Raw genomic sequence first — 18,488 nt, forward strand, 5'->3', positions numbered from 1 at the left:
TAGGACGCGAACCACAATATGCCCAAGGCCGTTCGCGTCCTGCACGAAGTGAAGGGTGTGGCTGAGAGGTGTATGCCTTCGGATCTTCAGTCATACACCTAGGGCCCCAGCCGCAAGCAGAAACTCAGATAACCCGTTGTCCCTCAAACGGGTTCCAGCCATTCAGCCCTTTGGTTTGCTTCATGTAGTAAGCCCGATTGCTCAGGAAACTATAAAGAAATGCAAACGCCATGCTGAGCCCGTTATCCACCGGCCGCGGGATCTCACTCCCAGTCACCGCCTCGACGACGCCCAGCAGCAAACCAAGGGCGATCATGATAGCCAGCATGACCAGGTTCTTCTTCCACAATCCCAGCACGAACCAGTAGATCGGGCCGAAGAAGAAGCCAATGAAGTTATTGTTGATCAGCAGCTTCTTGCGAAATGGCAAGGCGCGGAAAGCGGCTTTGTAAGGCTCGGAAGTCGGGGCGCCGTACTGATCGAAGAAGGCGAAACGCTCTTGCCATTTAGGCTTGAGATTGCCAGAGGTAGATTGGGATTGCGGGATACCTTCCATGGGGAGCTCCGTGATGATCGTCCGTGGGTGTTAAATGGCCATGAACTTGGCCGGTTCGGAGGGTAGGTCAGCATTGGCTTGCCAGCAACTTCAGAAATGCCGGTAGAGCGCGAACCCTGTCACGGATTGGGCAAAACGCTTGGCCCAGCGCAGTCATAAAAGGCGTGACTGCCGTGTCGCCCGGGCTTGGGTTACCATACCTGGCTCCGCAAAGCCCATCATTCACGCCAAGCCCCGGCTTGCTGACTCGACACCAACAGGTCATCCATGCGTCTGTTTCACACCTCCGACTGGCACCTGGGCCAAAGCCTGCACGGCCAGGAACGCGACTTCGAACACGCCTGCTTCCTCGACTGGCTGCTCGGCCAGCTGCGCCTGCGCCAGCCGGACGCGCTGCTGATCGCCGGCGACATCTTCGACACCGTCAACCCGCCGGTCAAAGCCCAGGAGCGGCTCTACGACTTCATCGTCCAGGCCCATGAGCAGCAGCCGAAGCTGGACATCGTGATGATCGCCGGCAACCACGACTCCGGCTCGCGCATCGAGCTGCCGGCCGCGCTCATGCGCCGCCTGCGCACCCACGCGCTGGGCCGTGTGCACTGGCTCGACGAAGGCCAGCTGGATGTCGAACGCCTGCTGATCCCGCTGACCAATGGCCGCGGCAAGGTCGCCGCCTGGTGCCTGGCCCTGCCCTTCCTGCGCCCGGCCGAAGTCACCGGCCCGCAGCTGGGCGACGACTACCTGCAAGGCATCACCCAGGTGCATCAGCAGCTGATTGGCGCGGCGCAGAAGAAGCGCAAGAAGGACCAGGCGCTGATCGCCATCAGCCATGCGCACATGGCCGGTGGCGCGGTGTCCGAAGACTCCGAGCGCAGCCTGATCATCGGCAATGCCGAGGCCTTGCCGGCCAAGCTGTTCGACAAGTCGATCAGCTACGTGGCGCTCGGCCACCTGCACAAGCCGCAGAAGGTCAACCGCGAAAACCGCATCCGTTACAGCGGCTCGCCGATCCCGCTGTCGTTCGCCGAAATCAACTACCCGCACCAGGTGCTGGAAGTCGAGCTCGAGGGCAGCCAGCTGGTCAGCGTCGAACCGCGCCCGGTACCGCGTGCGGTGGCCCTGCAGCGGGTCGGCCCGGCGCCACTGGGTGAACTGCTCGAGCAACTGGCCGAGCTGCCGGTGATCGACCTGCTCGACGACCCCAACCGCCAGCCCTGGCTGGAGGTGCGGGTACGCCTGGACGAACCGCAACCCGACCTGCGCCAGCAGATCGAAGGCGCCCTGCACGGCAAGGCGGTGCGGCTGATCCGTATCAGTACCGAATACGCAGGCAACGGCCGTGGCGAAGACGATGACCTGGAATTCGTCGAGCTGGCGCAGATGACCCCGCAGGACCTGTTCAGCCGCGCCTGGGAACAGGCCTACGGCAACCCCGTCGACGAGCAGTCCCTGGCCGACTTCGCCCTGCTGCTGCAGGACGTCCAGCTGGAAGAGGAACAGCCATGAAGATTCTCGCCATCCGCCTGAAGAACCTGGCATCCCTGGCCGGCCCGGTCGACATCGACTTCACCGCCGAGCCCCTGGCCAGCGCCGGCCTGTTCGCCATCACCGGGCCGACCGGTGCCGGCAAGAGCACCTTGCTCGATGCCCTGTGCCTGGCCCTGTTCGGCACCGTGCCGCGCCTGAACGACATCGGCCGCGAAGCCAAGGTGCCGGACGCCGACGGCGAGATCCCCACGTCGGACCCGCGCAACCTGCTGCGCCGTGGCACCGGCAGCGGCTTTGCCGAAGTCGACTTCATCGGTATCGACGGCCACCGCTACCGTGCCCGCTGGGAAGCCAACCGCGCCCGCGACAAGGCCAATGGCAAGCTGCAGCTCAGCCGCCAGAGCCTGTACGACCTGGACAGCGAACAGGTGCTGGGCAGTGGCAAGAACGAATACAAGCAACTGATCGAAGCCCGCCTGGGCCTGAATTTCGAGCAGTTCACCCGCGCGGTGATGCTGGCGCAAAGCGAGTTCGGCGCCTTCCTCAAGGCCGATGACAAAGAGCGCAGCGAACTGCTGGAAAAGCTCACCAACACCGCCATCTACACCCGCCTCGGCCAGCGCGCCTTCAGCAAGGCGCGGGAAACCGCCGAAGCGCACAACGCCCTCAAGGACCGCGCCAGCCACTTGCTGCCGATGGCCGCCGACGCCCGCGCCGAACTCGACCAGCGCCTGGAACAGGCGTTGCAGCAGTTCAAGGCCGACCAGGCTGGCGAGCGTCAGCTGGAGCAGCAAAGCAGCTGGCTCAAGGAACACCACCAGCTGCAGGCCCAGCACGCCGAAGCCGGCGCCACCCTGCAAGCTGCCGAACAGGACTGGCAGCAACTGGCCGAGCAGCGCCTCGACCTGCAACGCCTGGAGCGCCTGGCACCGCAGCGCCACCAGTTCCACCGCCAGCAGATGCTCGGCGCGCAACTGGCACCGGTCACTGCACAGATCGCCGAGCAACAGCGCCAGCAAACCGAATTGCAAACGCGCACCGCAGCGCTGGAACAGGCGCTGGTGGCAGCTCGCGAGGCCCTGGCGCAGAGCCAGACCCTGCACAGCGAGAATGCCCCGCGCCTGCGCCAGGCGTTCGCCGGCCAGGACAACCTGGTGCGCCTCGACCAGCAAAAGGTCGAGCAACTCGCGGTCTGTCAGCAAGCCGAACAGCTTGTCGCCGAGGGCCAGCAGCAGCTGCAGCAGACGGAAGAAAACCAGCAGCGCAGCCAGCAGCAACTGGCCCAGATCGATACGGCCCTGGCCGACAGCCAGCACCTGGCCGGCCTGGCCAATGCCTGGCAAGCCTACCTGCCGCAGCTCAAGCAAGTGATGCTGATCGGCGGCCGCCTGGCCAAGGGCCGCGAGGAGTTGCCCGGCCTGCAGGCCCAGGCCAGCCAGGCCAATGCCCAATTGCAGGCCCAGCGTGACCACTTCGAGCTGTTGTTCCGCGAAGCCAAGGCCGAGCCCCAAGCCCTGGCCGAACAGATCGACCTGCTCGGCAACATGCTGCAGGACAACCGCAAGCAGCAACGCGCCGTCGAGGAACTGTCACGCCTGCACGGCCGTGAACTGGAACTGCGCCAGCAGCTCGACGCCCTGCGCGAGCGCCAGCAACAGGCCATGCAGCAGCGCCAGCAGCTGATCGGCGAAGGCACCGCAGCCAAGGCCGAACTGGAAGCCGCCGAACAGGCGCTCAACCTCACCCGCCAGTTGCTGCAGCGCCAACGCCTGGCGCGCAATACCAGCGTCGAAGAACTGCGCGGCCAGTTGCGCGACGGTGAGCCCTGCCCGGTATGCGGCAGCGCCGAGCACCCGTTCCACCAACCCGAAGCACTGCTGCAGAGCCTCGGTCGCCATGACCAGGCCGAAGAGGACGCGGCGCAGAAACAGGTCGAAACCCTCAACGGCAAGCTGGTCGAACTGCGCACCCAGCTTGGCGTGGTCAACGCCCAGCTCAAGGATTACCAGCAGCAACAGCAGCAGCTTGGCGAACAGTTGCAGGCGCTGGTGGCCCAGGTGCAGGCGCACAGCCTCTGGCCTGCCCTCGCCCCGCAGGACGACAAGGCTCGGAGCGCCTGGCTCGACAGCCAGCTGCGGCGCCTGGACGAAGAAATCGCCAAGGACGAGAAACGCCAGAGCGCCCTGCTCGCCCTGCAAAAGGATGCTGCGCGCCTGAACCAGCAACTGCAGGCCGCGCAGCAAGCCCAGCAGCAGGCCCAGCGCCATCTCGACCAGCAGCACCAGGCACTGGCCAGCGATGAACAACAGCTGGAGCAAGGGCTCAATGACCTGGCCAATGTGCTTCCGGGCGATGTCCTCAAAGCCCTGAGCGATGACCCGGCCAATGCCTTCCTGGCCCTGGATCAGCAGATCGCCCAGCGCCTGCAGCAACTGGAGCAACGCAAGGACGAGCAGGAAGAACAACAGACGCGTCAGCTTCAACTGGACAAGCTGCGCGACCAGCAACAAGCGCGCGTACAGGCCTTGACGCAGGCGCAGCAGCAGCTCGCCGCACTCGACACACAGCGCCAGCAGGCCCAGGCCGCGCTGGCCGAGCTGCTTGGCGAGCAGGCCAGTGCCGAAGCCTGGCAGCAGCACATGGACAGCCAGCTGGAGCAGGCCCGCGCCGTCGAGGCAGACACCGCCCAGCAGCTGCAGGACTTGCGCACCCAGGCCGTGCAACTGGCCAGCGAACTCAAGGCCAATACCCAGCAGCAGCAGGCACTGGCGCAGGAATGCCAGCAGCTGCAAGGCGACATCGCCCAATGGCGCGCCGAGCATCCGGAGCTGGACGACGCCGGGCTGGATCGCCTGTTGGCCATCGACGATGCCCAGTTGGGCGAGCTGCGCCAGCGCCTGCAACGTGCCGAGAAGGCCATCGAACAGAACCGCGTGCTGCTCCAGGAACGTGAACAACGCCTGCAGCAACATGCCGCGCAGATGAGCGTGGACGCTTCGCTCGAAGACCTTGAGCAGGCACTGGGCGAGCTGCGCGAGCGGCTGGCCGGCCACGAGCAGCAATGCGCCGAACTGCGCGCGCAGCAGGCCGACGACCAACGCCGCCAGCAGGCCAGCCAGGCCCTGGCCGGGGAAATCGAGCAGGCCTACCAGCAATGGCAGCGGTGGGCGCGGCTGAACGCGCTGATCGGCTCGGCCTCGGGCGACGTGTTCCGCAAGATAGCCCAAGGCTACAACCTCGACCTGCTGCTGCACCACGCCAACGCCCAGCTGCGCCAGCTGGCGCGCCGCTACCGCCTCAAGCGCGGCGGCAGCGCCCTGGGCCTGCTGGTGCTGGACACCGAAATGGGCGACGAGCTGCGCTCGGTGCACTCGCTGTCCGGCGGGGAAACCTTCCTGGTCTCGCTGGCCCTGGCCCTGGGCCTGGCGTCGATGGCCTCGAGCACCCTGCGCATCGAATCGCTGTTCATCGACGAAGGTTTCGGCAGCCTCGACCCGGAGTCGCTGCAACTGGCCATGGATGCCCTCGACGGCCTGCAGGCCCAGGGCCGCAAGGTCGCGGTGATCTCTCACGTGCAGGAAATGCACGAGCGCATTCCGGTGCAGATCCAGGTGCGCCGCCAGGGCAATGGCCTGAGCGACGTGGAGGTGTGCGGGTGATCCTCTACTCGTTCCGCCGCTGCCCGTGGGCGATGCGTGCGCGCCTGGCGCTGCGCTATGCCGGCTGTGCGGTGGAGGTCGTCGAGGTGGCGATGAAGAACAAGCCGGCAGCGCTGCTGGCCTTGTCGCCCAAGGGTACGGTGCCGGTGCTCGATACCGGTGCCGGTGTACTGGAAGAGAGCCTGGACATCATGCGCTGGGCGCTGCAGCAGCATGATCCAGAGGACTGGCGCCTGCAGGCCGACCCCGCTGCCGCGCAACACGCCGAGGCGCTGATTGCCCGCAACGACAGCACCTTCAAGGCGCAGGTGAACCTGTACAAGTACGCCGAGCGCTACCCCGAGCACTCACGCGAGCACTATCGCCAACAGGCCGAAGCCTGGCTGGCAGAGCTAGAGCAGTTGCTCGAAGGCCGGCCCTACCTGCTGGCCGCTCACCCGAGCCTGGCCGATGCCGCCCTGTTGCCCTTGATGCGCCAGTTTGCCGGGGTCGAACCGCAGTGGTTCGCCGAGGCGGCTTATCCGCAGGTGCGGAGCTGGCTGGAGGGATGGTTGGCGTCGGAGCTGTTCAAGTCCGTAATGGCTCGCTAGCACCTTCGATTGCAACTCAGTCCCTGTGGGAGCGGGCTTGCCCGCGAACACCGGCTATGCCGGTGCCAAGCACCGCGGTGCCTGATTCGCGGGCAAGCCCGCTCCCACAAGGTCCGAGTCAACCTGGATCAATGGTTTTGCTTGCCACTCAGTGCCGCATGGAAGTTGGCGCTCTGGCGCAGGTACTGCTCGGTGTAGCTGTGGGTGGCAGTGGCCTTGCTGGTGTCGGCATGGGCATGGGCCGGAAGCACGACGGAAGCGGAAATGGCGGATGCGGCAATCACGGGGAAGAGATTGAAGTTCATGGTGGCTGACCTCGACTTGTGTGGTTTGACGTTCAGCCGCTTGGGCCTTGGGTCAAACTTACGCCGCTGAGGTCGCCCGCAGAAATTCATTGCGCTGGTAAGAATTATTACCCGTATCGATAGTCCTTGTGACGCGCCTCACTTGATGAACTTGAGGTCCGAAGGCGCATCCTGGGTAAAGCGCTGCACCGTCTCGCCGAGCTTGCCGCTACGCGGGTCGCGGCGCATGACCACGATCTGGTTGCTCTTCTGGTTGGCCACCAGCAGGAAGTTGTCGCTCGGGTCCAGGGCGAACTCGCGCGGGTGGTCGCCTTCCACCGAACGACGTTGCAGGAAGGCCAGCTGGCCATCGTCCTTGCCCACGCTGAACACCACGATCTCGTTCACCGTGCCGCGGTTGCTGACATACAGGAAGCGCCCGTCCGCCGACAGGTGCAGGCCACCCGAGGCCTTGGCGGCGGCATCCTGCCGGTCGGTCAGCGGCAGGCGCTGGCGCTCCAGCAAGGCGTCGTCCTCGACGTCGAACATCACCACTTCACCGCTCATCTCCAGCGTCAGGTAGGCGTGCCGGCCCTTGGCATCGAACAGCAGATGGCGTGGCCCGCTGCCGGGCGGCAGGTCCACCGACGCCGGGATCGCCGGGCTCAGTGGGTGATCGGCGCTGGCGCCGTCGTAGCGGTAGATGAACACCTTGTCGGCCCCCAGGTCGCAGGCATACACATGCTGGCCATCCGGCGACAGCACCAGCGAATGCACATGGGCCCCGGCCTGGCGCTCGGGGTTGACGCCACTGGCTTTGTGCCGCAACTGCTGCACCACGTCCTTGAGCTTGCCATCCTTGGCCACCGGGATCACCACCAGGCTGCCGCCCGGGTCGGGGGCGACGGCGTAGTTGGCGACGAACAGGTAGCGCTGGTCGCGGCTGAGGCTGGCGTGGGTCGGCTCGTCGCCACGGCTGCTCACCTGGTTCAGCGGCTTGATCTCATCCTTGGCACTGACACTGAAGCTGCTGACGTGGCCGTTCGGGGTTTCATTGACCGCGAACAACTGGCGCTGGTCGGCCGACAGCACCAGCCACGACGGGCTGACGCTCTTGACCACCTGCTGCGGCGTCGGGTCGATCTGCCCTGTCTTGCTGTCGAACTGGTAGCGGTAGATGCCCTGGCTCTGGCCATCGGTGTAGCTGCCCACCAGCAACGTGGCGGCGTGGGCGCTGATTGTCAGGCTCATCAGGCTAGCGGTCAGCAGGCGGGTCCAGATCCGGTTCATCGTCGTCTTCATCCGGGGCGCGGAAGGCACTCATACAGACTAGACGATGCTCGCCCTGGGCATCGTTGAGTTGCCATTGATCACCGGCGCCGACAGCGGCAGCGAGCTGCTCGGGGGTGAAGGACCAGCGGCGGAGCTGGCGGCCGTCCATGCACTCGATGGTCAGGCCGGATTCGTCGCAGGTGAAATCGAAGGCGTGCAGGCCATCGATCAGGAGCATGTCGCAGGATGCGAGGGCGGTGGCGAGGGGGGACATGGGGATACCGATCAGAAATGAGACGGCAGTATAACCCTGGGGCCGCTTTGCGGCCCATCGCCGGCAAGCGCGGCTCCCACAGAGATTTGTGCAGCGCCGCAGTTCCTGTGGGAGCCGCGCTTGCCGGCGATGGGCTGCAAAGCAGCCCCTGGCGACTCAATGGGCGAAAATGGAGCCCCCCTCCTTGCCCGCCAACTTCTGCGGCTTGATCAGGAACCGCGCCAGCGCCGGCAGCAGCCACAGCGCGCCAAACATGTTCCACAGCAGCATGAAGGTCAGCATCAGCCCCATGTCGGCCTGAAACTTGATCGCCGAGAAGATCCAGGTGCACACGCCAATCGCCAGGCAAAGGCCGGTGAACAGCACCGCTTTACCGGTCGAACGCAGGGTCTGGTAATAAGCCTCCTGCAACGGCAGGCCGGCACGCAGGAAGCTTTCCAGGCGGCTGTAGATGTAGATGCCGTAGTCCACGCCGATGCCCACGCCCAGGGCCACCACCGGCAAGGTGGCGACCTTGACGCCGATCCCCATGAACGCCATCAGCGCGTTACCCAGCACCGAGGTCAGCACCAGCGGCAGGACGATGCACAGGGTCGCGGCGAACGAGCGGAAGGTGATCATGCACATCACCGCCACGCACAGGTAGACCAGGATCAGGATGGTCAGCTCGGCCGACTTGATCACCTCGTTGGTGGCCGCCTCGATCCCGGCGTTGCCCGCCGCCAGCAGGAACTGCAGGCCCTCCTTGTGATGGCTGTCGGCGAACGCCTTGGCCACTGCGGTAACACGTTCCAGGGTCTCGGCCTTGTGGTCGTTGAGGAACACCAGCACTGGCGCCAGCGAGCAGTCGGCGTTGTACAGGCCGTCGGCGCGGGCGATGGAGTTGTTGAGGATGTCCGGGTTGCGCGACAGCGTCTCCCACTTCAGGCTGCCCTCGTTCATGCCCTTGATCACCTGCTTGGACACGGTCACCAGGGAGATCGCCGACTGCACGCCGGGGGTGTTCTGCATGGTCCACATCAGCTCGTCGATCGGGGCCATGGTCGAGTGGATCGAGCAGCTCTCGGCCGGGGTCTTGACCATGATCACCAGCACGTCGGAACTGGTCGAGTAGTTGCTGATGATGAAGTTGTTGTCCTGGTTGTAGCGCGAATCCGGGCGCAGTTCCGGCGCACCCTGGTCAAGGTCGCCGATCTTCAGGTTCTGGCTGTACCACAGGCCGCCGGCGAAGGCGATCAAAGCCAGGGTGATGGACACCGGCGCCACCTTGGCGCTGGCGAAGTTCGACAGCAGGCGCCAGAACGGGTGCTCACGGGTCGCGTCCTTCTTGCTGCGTTCGATGGCCTTCTTGCTGATGCCGACATAGGAAATCGCCACCGGCAGCAGGATCAGGTTGGTGAAGACGATCACCGCCACGCCGATGGACGCACCGATGGCCAGCTCGCGGATCACGCCGATATCGATGATCAGCAGGGTGATGAAGCCCACGGCATCGGCGAGGATGGCGATCATCCCCGGCAGGAACAGCTGGCGGAAGGTGCGCCGGGCGGCGGTCAAGGCATTGTCGGCGTCGCTGGACTGCAAGGCGATGCCGTTGATCTTCTGCACCCCGTGGGAAATGCCGATGGCGAAGATCAGGAACGGTACCAGCATCGAGTACGGGTCCAGGCCGAAGCCCACCGCATGCATCAGGCCCAACTGCCAGACCACCGCCACCAGGGTGGTGATGAGCACGGCGATGGTGCTGCGGATGCACCAGGTGAACCAGTACAGCAGGATCCAGGTGATCACCAGGGCCACACCGAAGAACATCGCCACCATCACCAGACCGTCGATCAGATCGCCGACCTTCTTGGCGAAGCCGATGATGTGGATCTTCACATTGGGGTTCTGCGCCTGGAACTTGTCGCGGATCTTCTCTTCCAGCTGGTGCGAGAACTGCTGGTAATCCAGTTTGACCTGCTTGCCGGGGTCCTGCGGGTCGGGGAAGCTCTCCAGCAGCGGCACGTCGACGATGCTGGACTTGAAGTTGTTGCCTACCAGGCGCCCGACCTGGCCGGACTTGAGCACGTTGTCGCGCAGGGTGTCGAGGCTGTCCTGGGAGCCGTTGTAGGTATTGGGGATGACTTCGCCGCCGGAGAAGCCCTCCTCGGTGACCTCGCTCCAGCGCACGCTGGGGCTCCACAGCGACTTGAGGCCGGCACGGTCGACACCGGGGATGTAGAACACCTCGTCATGGATCTGGCGCAGCGTCTCCATGTAGTCCTTGTCGAAGATGTCGCCGTTGACCGCTTCGACCGAGATGCGCACGGTGTTGCCCAGGTTGGCCAGGTCGTTGCGGTGCTCCATCATCTGCTCGATGAACGGGTGCTGCAGCGGGATCATCTTCTCGAAGCTGGTCGAGGGGCGGATCTGCGTAGCCTGCCAGAACAGGAAAATGCTGACCAGCAGGCACAGGGCGATGACCACTGGGCGGTTGTTGAAGATCAGCCGTTCGAGCAGCGTGGCCTTGTCCTGGTGATGCGGGTGCATGGTGATGCTCTCCCTGCTGGTCATGGACGCACCTCCTTGGCAGCCGGCTCTGCGCCTTCGGCGCTGGCCAGGTGTACGCCACCCTGCCCCACCAGCAGCAAGCCACCGTCAGCCAGGCCAGTGACGCCGGCCAGGGCAATGCGGTCGCTGCGGTTGTAGACGCTGAAAGTCTGGCCATCATCGGTGCTGCGCAGCACGCTGCCACCATTGCCGACCAGCACCAGGCTGCCATCCTCGACAAGCGTAGCGCCTGCCAGGCCGAATTCGAGTTCGCCGCGCGCGGCCTTGAGCGGGATCGGCTGCCAGCTGTCACCAAAGTCGCTGGAGCGGAACAGGTTGCCGCGCAGCCCGTATGCCAGCAAGGTATTGGCCTTGGCGGTGCCGATCACACCGAACAGCGAGCCCTCGTAGGGGCCCTGGACCTTGGCCCAGGTCTGGCCGTTGTCGCTGGAGCGGTACATGCCGCCCTGCTCGCCGACGATGAACAGGCCAGCGTCGCGCACCCGGGTGATACCGTTTAGGTGCAGCTGGTCAGGGTTGTCCAGGCGTTCGGCGATGTCCTGCCAGTGCTGGCCACCGTCGAGGGTTTCCAGCAGGGCGCCATAGGCCCCCACGGCAAAGCCGTGCTGGGCGTCGAGGAAGGTGACATCGAGCAATGGCGCTTCGCGGGCCAGGTCTTCGAACTGCTTGCTCCAGGTGGCGCCGCCATCGCTGCTGGCAAGGATCTGCGCATCGTGGCCGACCGCCCAGCCGCGCTTGTCGTCGAGGAAGAACACGGCGGTGAGCAGTTGCCGGGTGGGCACCCGGGCCTGGGTCCAGGTGCTGCCCTGGTCGTCGGAGAACAGAATGTGGCCGCGATCACCGACCACCACCAGGCGCTTGCCGGCATGGGCAGCGCCGATCAGCAGGCTCTGGCTGGCCTTGGCTGATTCGGTCGAGTATTCGTCGGCTGCAGCAGCCTGGGCGCTGTCGGCCCACATTCCCAGTGCCAGCGCCAGCATCGCGCCGGCCGCCAATGGCCAGGCACCACGCCTGGCCTGCGTCATCACCCGCTCCTTCATGACCGTCCCCTGTTCTGTTCTTCTTGGTGGGTCTGTGCTGTGAAAAGCCTGTGTTAGAGGCTTGCAGGGATCGTATCGGGGAAGGTCGCGGGAATACAACGCGCGCTGCGTTATGTTTTGTTAACCAAAAAACTGGGGCCGCTATGCGGCCCTTCGCGGGCAAGCCCGCTCCCACAGGCTCAGGTCAACACCCTCTCTGTGGGAGCGGGCTTGCCCGCGAAGGGCTGCACAGCAGCCCCAGGATCCAGCAGGCTTACGCCAGGCTCTTGCTCACCACTTCATACACATCGCTGGACAGCTCGCCGGACGCGAGAATCCGCTCCAGCTCACCCTTCATCAGCACCTGCCGCGCACCGTCATACTTGCGCCAGCGGGTCAGCGGCGCCAGCTGACGCGAGGCAATCTGCGGGTTCAGCGCATTCAGTTCGATCACCAGGTCCGCCAGGAAGCGATAGCCCGAGCCATCGGCCGCGTGGAAGTTGACCAGGTTCTGCCCGGCAAAGGCACCGATCAGCGCCCGTACCTTGTTCGGGTTCTTCAGGGTGAACGCCGGGTGCTGCATCAGCGCCTTGACCCGCGCCAGCCCGCCCGGCAGCGTGCTGGCCGCCTGCACGCTGAACCACTGGTCCATGACCAACGGGTTGTCCTTGAAGTGCTCGGCAAAGCTTTCCAGGGCCTTGGCACGCTCGGCTTCGAACGGCGAGTTGACCAGCACGGCCAGCGCAGTCAGGCGCTCGGTCATGTTGTCGCATTGGTCGAACTGCTCCAGGGTCGCTTCCAGCACTTGCGGCTTGCCGCTCTGCATCAGGTACGACAGGGCAATGTTCTGCAGGCTGCGGCGGGCAAAGTGCTCGGCGGCGGCCACGTAGGCGGTGTTGCGCGACACTTCGCGGTTGGCCTGGTAACGCGACCACAGGGCGTCGAACAGCTGCTCGGCGATCTGCTGGCGGGCGAACTCACGGGCGGCATGGATGGCATCGACGTCGGCCACCTGGCTGATCTCGGTCAGGTAGGCTTCGCCTGGCAGCGAGAGCATCTCGGCGACCATGGCGGGGTCCAGCGCTTCGTTGCCCAACACGGTGCCAAGGGCGGTGATCAGGCGCTGGTCGAGCTTCAGCGCTTCGCCGCGCTGATGCTGGCCGATCAGTTCCTGCAGCACCTGCACCGACAGCTGCTGGCCCGCTTCCCAGCGGTTGAAGCCGTCACTGTCGTGCTGCATGAGGAACATCAGCTGGTCACGGTCGTACGGGAAGCTCAGCTTGACCGGCGCGCTGAAACCACGCAGCAGCGACGGCAGCGGCTTGGCAGCGATGCCCTGGAAGGTGAAGGTCTGCTCGGCTTCGGTCACCGACAGCACACGGCTGGTGCCTGCAGACGAACTTTCGCCGGCCAGTTGCAGCGGCAGGTCGTTGCCGGCAGCGTCCAGCAGGCCCAGTTCGACCGGGATCACGAACGGCAGCTTCTCGGCCTTGTCCGGGGTCTGCGGGCAGCTCTGGCGGAAGGTCAGGCGGTAAGTCTGCGCAGCTGCGTCATAGGCTTCGCTGACGTCCAGGCGCGGGGTACCGGCCTGGTTGTACCAGCGCTTGAACTGGGTGAGGTCGACGCCGTTGGCGTCTTCCATGGCCTTGATGAAATCGTCGGTGGTCACCGCCTGGCCATCGTGGCGCTCGAAGTACAGGTCGCTGCCCTTGCGGAAGCCCTCGGCACCCAGCAGCGTGCGAACCATGCGCACCACTTCGGCACCCTTCTCGTACACGGTCAGGGTATAGAAGTTGGAGATTTCGATGAAGCTGTCCGGGCGCACCGGATGGGCCATGGGGCCGGCGTCTTCGGCGAACTGGTGGGTGCGCAGGTAGGCAACGTCCTCGATGCGCTTGACCGTGCGCGAGTTCATGTCGGCGCTGAACTCGGCATCGCGGAACACCGTGAAGCCTTCTTTGAGCGACAGCTGGAACCAGTCGCGGCAGGTCACGCGGTTGCCCGACCAGTTGTGGAAGTACTCGTGGGCGACAACACCCTCGACGCGCTGGTGGGCGGCATCGGTGGCGGTTTCGGCGCGGGCCAGCACGCAGCTCGAGTTGAAGATGTTCAGGCCCTTGTTTTCCATGGCGCCCATGTTGAAGTCGTTGACCGCGACGATCATGAAGATGTCCAGGTCGTACTCGCGGCCGTAGACTTCTTCATCCCAACGCATGGACTTCTTCAGGCTGACCATGGCGTGGTCGCACTTGTCGATGTTCTCGGGTTCGACGTAGATGCGCAGGGTCACGTCGCGGCCGGACTGGCGAGTAAAACTGTCTTCTACGCACCACAGGTCACCGGCCACCAGCGCGAACAGGTAGGCCGGCTTCATGAACGGGTCTTCCCAGGTCGCCCAGTGGCGGCCGTCTTCTGCCGGCCCGCTGCCGATCGGGTTGCCGTTGCTCAACAGCACCGGGTAGCGATGCTGCTCGGCGATCACCGTGGTGGTGAAGGTGCTCATCACGTCCGGGCGGTCGAGGTAGTAGGTGATCTTGCGGAAACCTTCGGCCTCGCACTGGGTGCAGAACATCTTGCCGGACTTGTACAGGCCTTCCAGCGCAGTGTTGCGCTCCGGGTGGATCTTCACGCTGGTGTCGAGGGTGAAACGTTCGGCCTTGGGCTGAACGGTCAGGCTGTCGGCGTCGAGCTGGTAGTCGCCCGCCTGCAGTTCCTGGTCGTCCAGCGAGGCGCGCAGCAGCTCCAGCTGCTGGCCATCGAGCTCCAGTGGCGGCAGGCCGGCACCGCGTGCCGGGTTGCGGCGCATGACCAGTTGCGCGTGGACCAGGGTGTGGTCCTCGAACAGCTCGAAGGTCAGGTGCGTCTCGTCGATCAGGTACTCGGGCGCCTGGTAATCCTTGAGGTAGATCACTTGCGGTTGTTCGGTACGCATGTGCAGGTCCTTTTTACTGGAGCACGGCCAACTGGTAGGCCGTGTACTTGCGAATATTGATCACGCCGGTGTCGAAGATCAGGTACTGGCCCTTGATGCCCAGCAGCGTGCCTTCGGCCACCGGGTCCTTGTCGAGGTTGAAGCTGACGATCTTTTTCGGATAGGCCTCGACCGGATAGCGCATCTCCACCACTTCGGCGTCTGCCAGCGGCTGGATCGCCTGCAGGCCGAAGCGGCCCTGCAGTTCGCGCAGGCCGTCGGCACAGGCTTCGAAGACCTGCTCGCGAATGGCGGGCAGGTCGAGCACTTCGGCGTCGCCCTTGAGCAGCGTGCGCCAGTTGGTGCGGTCCGGTACCTGGCTGCGCAGGATGTCTTCGACCAGGCCCGATTGCTGGCGGGTGGCCACGCGCATGATCGGCAGCGCCTGGCTGGCGCCCTGGTCGAGCCAGCGGGTGGGCAGCTGGGTGGCGCGGGTGATGCCGACCTTGATCCCCGACGAGTTGGCCAGGTACACCACGTGGTCGGTCATGCAGAACTGTTCGCCCCACGACGGCTCGCGGCAGGTGCCGGCGTCGTAGTGGCATTTTTCCGGGGCCATGATGCACACATCGCACTGGGCCAGCTTGGTCATGCACGGGTAGCAGTAACCCTGGCTGAAGCTGGTCTTGGTGCGTTTGCCGCAATGGCTGCAGTGAATGGCGCCGAGGTATTCCAGGCGCAGGCGCTGGCCGATCAGCGGGTTGACCGGCACCTGGGTGTCATCCAGGCGGAAGCTGTATTGCACCACCGGTGCCTGCAGGCTGACCGCCATCTTGCTCAAAGAGCCACGAGCGAGTTCGATCAATGTACCGAGTCCGACTTGAACAGAATGTTGGCAATGGGTGCGGACTTCGACGCGCACTCCTGCGGGCCCATGTAGCCGGTGCGCTGCTCTTCGGGCAGGTTTTTCATTTCCCAGGCGATCACCGCCTGCAGCGACAGTTCTTTCTGCTCGGCGGTGAGCTTGCGCCCGTCCGACCATTTGCCGATTTCCACGGCCAGTTTCAGGCTCTGGTAGATTTCCGGGGTAATGTTTTCGATCATTTGCGCGAAAGTGGACATAGTGTCTCCTGATTCAAGCCGACAGTTTACGCCGGGCCAGCGCCCCGCCCAAGAGCCCGGTCAGGCATCCGATGAGCAGCCCGCCGACGTGGGCAGCATTGGCGATCTGGCCGAAGCCGAGCTGGCCGACCACGCCGGTCAGGCAGATCACCAGCCAGAGCAGCATCATCACCAGCACGCCCTTGGGCAGGTTGAAGTAAGGGTTGGGCGCCAGCCACTGGTACAGCCAGACATGGCCGAGCAAGCCATAGAGCACGCCGGACAGGCCGCCGAACAGGCTCGGGCCACTGGTGTAGTGCTGGGCCAGGTTGGACACCAGGCTGAACAGCAGGGTCAGGCCCAGCAGCAGCCAGGGGCCCTGGCGCAGTTCTATGCGCTTGCCCAGCTCCCAGTACCACAGGCCGTTCATGGCCAGGTGCAGCACGCCGAAGTGCAGCAGCATGGGTGACACCAGGCGCCACCACTGGCCTTCGGCCAGGCCTTGGGCCAGCGGCGTGAAGTGCAGGTATTCACCCTGGACGCGGAAGTCGAGGAACGTGAACCAACTGATGACGTTCAGGTTGTCGCCAAGGCTGGTGAGGCCGGCGACGATCAGGCAGAGGACGAGGATGGTGGCGGTGACCTTGCAGGCTTTGGCCTGGTCTGCCAGGGAGGGCTGTGTAGGGGCATTCGCGGGTGAACCCGCTCCCACAGGGTCATGCGCAAGCTGTACGTCGGCGTTACCGTCCGGGAAGCGCTGGTACAGTTCGCGCACGTCGGCGGCCAGGGTGTCGGGGGCCCAGAGCACCTGATCCTCACCTTCCTCGCTCACCCGGTGCGGCACCTGCAGGCGCTGCAGCAGGTGGACGAAGCCGCTGAGGTCGACCGACAGCGGCAGGCGCATCACTTCGATGATATTCATTGATTGGCCTGCGGGCGTTCGACGTCGACCCAGACGAACTTGTGCGGGTCGATGCGGGTTTCATCATCCAGGCGGTAGGCCACCAGCTTGCCGTACAGCACCGCGCTGTAGTCCAGGCAGGCCAGGTTGGCGCGGATCGGCGCCGGGCGGCCGCTGCGCCAGTAGTGGCCGACGAACAGCATCGGTTCGTCTTCGGCATAGCGCAGCAGGGCATTTTTCTCGGTGTGGCTCAGGGGCGTGCGGGCAACTTCATCGGGCAGCGCATCGGGCTGGAAGACGATGTCGCCGTAGGTCTGCGGGTCTTCTTCCCAGAACTTGGTGCGGAAGAACGCGCGGGTCAGGCCGTCACCGCCGGTCAGGGTCAGGCCGTCCGGCAAGCGCATGTCGGTGCCGCGCAGCAGACGGTTGCACACGGTGGCGGCAAAGCTGCCGGACACCGCCGAAGCCTGGATGAAGTGCTCGTCGATACGCCCGCCAGGGTACTGCTGGCGCAGCGGCTCGATCAGCCGCGGGTCCCAGCAGGCGTGCACCAGGCGGAAGCGCCCGGCGTCGACGAACAGCGGCAGGTCGTAGAACCACTGGACGAAGTCGTGCCAGTCGCCGGGGTGGTGGGCGAACTGGGTGAGGGTTTCGTCGATCAGCCGGGCGTGGCGCGGGGTGTGTTCGCGCACGAACGACTTGCCGCTGCCAGGCAATGCCGGGGTGACCCAGCCCAGGGCGTTGTACTCGTGGTTGCCCATGATGCAGAACGCCTGGCCGGCCTCGACCATGTCATGAACGATATGCAGCGCCTCGCGGATGCGCGGGCCACGGTCGACGATGTCGCCGAGGAACAATGCCTGCCGCCGCGGGTGGCGCCACACGCCACCGACGCGTTTGTAGCCCAGGGCGTCGAGCAAGCGTTCGAGGGTCAGTGCACAGCCATGCACGTCGCCGATGATGTCGAAACTGCGCGCCGGATCGAGCATCAGTCGTCCCTGCCTCCCAGGCGGCTGCCCCAGCCGAGTTTGGTGCGACACACCTCATAGTAGTTGTGGTCGAGCGGATGGATCAGGCGCAGCTTCTGCGGCTTCTTGCTCACCGTGATGGTATCGCCCGGGGCGCAGGTGAAGTGGTTCTGGCCGTCGCACGACACCTGGGGGTAGATCTGCAGGTCCTTGGACACCACGATCTTCAGCTCGCTGTTGCCGTCGACCACGATCGGCCGGCCCGAAAGGGTATGCGGGTACATCGGCACGATGACGATGGCGTCGAGCTTGGGGTGCATGATCGGGCCGCCGGCCGACAGCGCGTAGGCGGTGGAGCCGGTCGGGGTGGCGACGATCAGGCCGTCGGCCTTCTGGCTGCAGACGAACTGGCCATCGATGTAGATCTCGAACTCGATCATTCGCGTCGACTTGCCCGGGTGCAGGACCACGTCGTTGAGCGCGTCGCCCTGGCCGATGGCCTCGTGATGGCGGCGCACCTCGGCCTGCAGCAGGAAGCGGTTTTCCACCAGGTAGTGGCCGTCGAGCACTTCGGCGACTTTCTGCTCCAGCTCGTCCGGGCGGATATCGGTCAGAAAGCCCAGGTTGCCGCGGTTGATACCCAGCACCGGCACATTGTGCCGGGCCAACGCGCGGGCGGCGCCAAGCAGGCTACCATCGCCACCGACCACGATGACCAGGTCGCAGACCTCGCCGAGCAGCTTGCGCGTCGAGGTTTGCAAGCCGTGGCCGGGCAGCACTTCGGCGATGGTGTCCTCGAGGATCACGTGCAGGTGGCGCTCGAGGAGGAATTTTTTCAGTCGGCGAATGGTGTCGAGCACCTGCGAGCTGCCAAGGCGGCCGATGATACCGATATTGCGAAATTGCTCCATG

15 protein-coding genes are annotated in these 18,488 nt (G+C 64.9%); 3 read left to right on the forward strand and 12 right to left on the reverse strand.

Going from position 1 to position 18,488, the window contains the following annotated elements; translation table 11 throughout:
- Window positions 1–124: 124 nt before the first annotated feature.
- Window positions 125–556: a DUF2628 domain-containing protein gene (locus OCX61_RS19510; RefSeq protein ID WP_261940986.1), complete on the reverse strand. Its 432-nt coding sequence runs from the start codon at window positions 554–556 to the stop codon at window positions 125–127.
- A 267-nt stretch (window positions 557–823) separates the two neighbouring features.
- On the opposite strand from OCX61_RS19510, the gene OCX61_RS19515 reads away from it, so the two are divergent.
- Genes OCX61_RS19515 through OCX61_RS19525 form a run of 3 tightly spaced genes read left to right on the forward strand, consistent with a single transcriptional unit; the run spans window position 824 to window position 6,293 of the window.
- Window positions 824–2,062, forward strand: coding sequence for an exonuclease SbcCD subunit D C-terminal domain-containing protein (locus OCX61_RS19515; protein WP_261940987.1), 1,239 nt, complete (start codon window positions 824–826; stop codon window positions 2,060–2,062).
- Window positions 2,059–5,703 carry an AAA family ATPase gene (locus OCX61_RS19520; protein WP_261940988.1) on the forward strand — a complete coding sequence of 1,215 codons (3,645 nt, stop codon included), beginning with the start codon at window positions 2,059–2,061 and terminating at the stop codon, window positions 5,701–5,703. Before OCX61_RS19515 ends, OCX61_RS19520 begins: the two co-directional genes overlap by 4 nt.
- On the forward strand, window positions 5,700–6,293 hold the full coding sequence (locus tag OCX61_RS19525; protein ID WP_261940989.1) for a glutathione S-transferase: 594 nt from the start codon (window positions 5,700–5,702) through the stop codon (window positions 6,291–6,293). Before OCX61_RS19520 ends, OCX61_RS19525 begins: the two co-directional genes overlap by 4 nt.
- Before the next feature lie 128 nt (window positions 6,294–6,421).
- Here the strand turns inward: OCX61_RS19525 and OCX61_RS19530 are convergent, their stop codons facing one another.
- The 11 genes from OCX61_RS19530 to OCX61_RS19580 all read right to left on the reverse strand — a co-directional run bounded on the left by OCX61_RS19530 (window position 6,422) and on the right by OCX61_RS19580 (window position 18,487).
- Window positions 6,422–6,598: a hypothetical protein gene (locus tag OCX61_RS19530; RefSeq protein WP_261940990.1), complete on the reverse strand. Its 177-nt coding sequence runs from the start codon at window positions 6,596–6,598 to the stop codon at window positions 6,422–6,424.
- 138 nt (window positions 6,599–6,736) lie between these two features.
- The gene (locus OCX61_RS19535; RefSeq protein ID WP_261940991.1) at window positions 6,737–7,867 is read right to left on the reverse strand and encodes a lactonase family protein; all 1,131 of its coding nucleotides are present in this window, start codon (window positions 7,865–7,867) and stop codon (window positions 6,737–6,739) included.
- Window positions 7,833–8,123, reverse strand: a complete 291-nt coding sequence (locus OCX61_RS19540) for a DUF5629 family protein (protein WP_261940992.1) — start codon at window positions 8,121–8,123, stop codon at window positions 7,833–7,835. Before OCX61_RS19540 ends, OCX61_RS19535 begins: the two co-directional genes overlap by 35 nt.
- Window positions 8,124–8,279: 156 nt before the next feature.
- Window positions 8,280–10,655, reverse strand: a complete 2,376-nt coding sequence (locus OCX61_RS19545) for an efflux RND transporter permease subunit (protein ID WP_261944341.1) — start codon at window positions 10,653–10,655, stop codon at window positions 8,280–8,282.
- Between the two features lie 20 nt (window positions 10,656–10,675).
- Window positions 10,676–11,701: a YCF48-related protein gene (locus OCX61_RS19550; RefSeq protein WP_409261472.1), complete on the reverse strand. Its 1,026-nt coding sequence runs from the start codon at window positions 11,699–11,701 to the stop codon at window positions 10,676–10,678.
- 268 nt (window positions 11,702–11,969) lie between these two features.
- Window positions 11,970–14,627: an aminopeptidase N gene (gene pepN / locus OCX61_RS19555; protein ID WP_261940994.1), complete on the reverse strand. Its 2,658-nt coding sequence runs from the start codon at window positions 14,625–14,627 to the stop codon at window positions 11,970–11,972.
- Window positions 14,628–14,640: 13 nt separating this feature from the next.
- Window positions 14,641–15,471 carry a DUF2797 domain-containing protein gene (locus OCX61_RS19560; RefSeq protein WP_261940995.1) on the reverse strand — a complete coding sequence of 277 codons (831 nt, stop codon included), beginning with the start codon at window positions 15,469–15,471 and terminating at the stop codon, window positions 14,641–14,643.
- Window positions 15,468–15,728 (reverse strand): YeaC family protein, encoded by a 261-nt coding sequence (locus tag OCX61_RS19565; RefSeq protein WP_054885767.1) that lies wholly within the window; start codon window positions 15,726–15,728, stop codon window positions 15,468–15,470. The genes OCX61_RS19560 and OCX61_RS19565 overlap by 4 nt, the downstream gene beginning before the upstream one ends.
- Window positions 15,729–15,741: 13 nt before the next feature.
- The gene (locus OCX61_RS19570) at window positions 15,742–16,629 is read right to left on the reverse strand and encodes a rhomboid family intramembrane serine protease (RefSeq protein WP_261940996.1); all 888 of its coding nucleotides are present in this window, start codon (window positions 16,627–16,629) and stop codon (window positions 15,742–15,744) included.
- Window positions 16,626–17,597 (reverse strand): metallophosphoesterase, encoded by a 972-nt coding sequence (locus tag OCX61_RS19575; protein ID WP_261940997.1) that lies wholly within the window; start codon window positions 17,595–17,597, stop codon window positions 16,626–16,628. The genes OCX61_RS19570 and OCX61_RS19575 overlap by 4 nt, the downstream gene beginning before the upstream one ends.
- Window positions 17,597–18,487 (reverse strand): NAD(+) kinase, encoded by an 891-nt coding sequence (locus OCX61_RS19580; protein ID WP_027919132.1) that lies wholly within the window; start codon window positions 18,485–18,487, stop codon window positions 17,597–17,599. Before OCX61_RS19580 ends, OCX61_RS19575 begins: the two co-directional genes overlap by 1 nt.
- Window position 18,488: the final 1 nt, after the last annotated feature.

Source organism: Pseudomonas sp. LRP2-20, from assembly GCF_024349685.1.
In the GTDB taxonomy this organism is placed as follows: Bacteria; Pseudomonadota; Gammaproteobacteria; order Pseudomonadales; family Pseudomonadaceae; genus Aquipseudomonas.

Bases quoted from the DNA above. Each gene is read 5' to 3' on its own strand.
- OCX61_RS19510 (WP_261940986.1), bottom strand. From the start codon at position 556: ATGGAAGGTATCCCGCAATCCCAATCTACCTCTGGCAATCTCAAGCCT.
- OCX61_RS19515 (WP_261940987.1), top strand. From the start codon at position 824: ATGCGTCTGTTTCACACCTCCGACTGGCACCTGGGCCAAAGCCTGCAC.
- OCX61_RS19520 (WP_261940988.1), top strand. From the start codon at position 2,059: ATGAAGATTCTCGCCATCCGCCTGAAGAACCTGGCATCCCTGGCCGGC.
- OCX61_RS19530 (WP_261940990.1), bottom strand. From the start codon at position 6,598: ATGAACTTCAATCTCTTCCCCGTGATTGCCGCATCCGCCATTTCCGCT.
- OCX61_RS19535 (WP_261940991.1), bottom strand. From the start codon at position 7,867: ATGAACCGGATCTGGACCCGCCTGCTGACCGCTAGCCTGATGAGCCTG.
- OCX61_RS19540 (WP_261940992.1), bottom strand. From the start codon at position 8,123: ATGTCCCCCCTCGCCACCGCCCTCGCATCCTGCGACATGCTCCTGATC.
- OCX61_RS19545 (WP_261944341.1), bottom strand. From the start codon at position 10,655: ATGCACCCGCATCACCAGGACAAGGCCACGCTGCTCGAACGGCTGATC.
- OCX61_RS19550 (WP_409261472.1), bottom strand. From the start codon at position 11,701: ATGACGCAGGCCAGGCGTGGTGCCTGGCCATTGGCGGCCGGCGCGATG.
- pepN (WP_261940994.1), bottom strand. From the start codon at position 14,627: ATGCGTACCGAACAACCGCAAGTGATCTACCTCAAGGATTACCAGGCG.
- OCX61_RS19565 (WP_054885767.1), bottom strand. From the start codon at position 15,728: ATGTCCACTTTCGCGCAAATGATCGAAAACATTACCCCGGAAATCTAC.
- OCX61_RS19570 (WP_261940996.1), bottom strand. From the start codon at position 16,629: ATGAATATCATCGAAGTGATGCGCCTGCCGCTGTCGGTCGACCTCAGC.
- OCX61_RS19575 (WP_261940997.1), bottom strand. From the start codon at position 17,597: ATGCTCGATCCGGCGCGCAGTTTCGACATCATCGGCGACGTGCATGGC.
- OCX61_RS19580 (WP_027919132.1), bottom strand. From the start codon at position 18,487: ATGGAGCAATTTCGCAATATCGGTATCATCGGCCGCCTTGGCAGCTCG.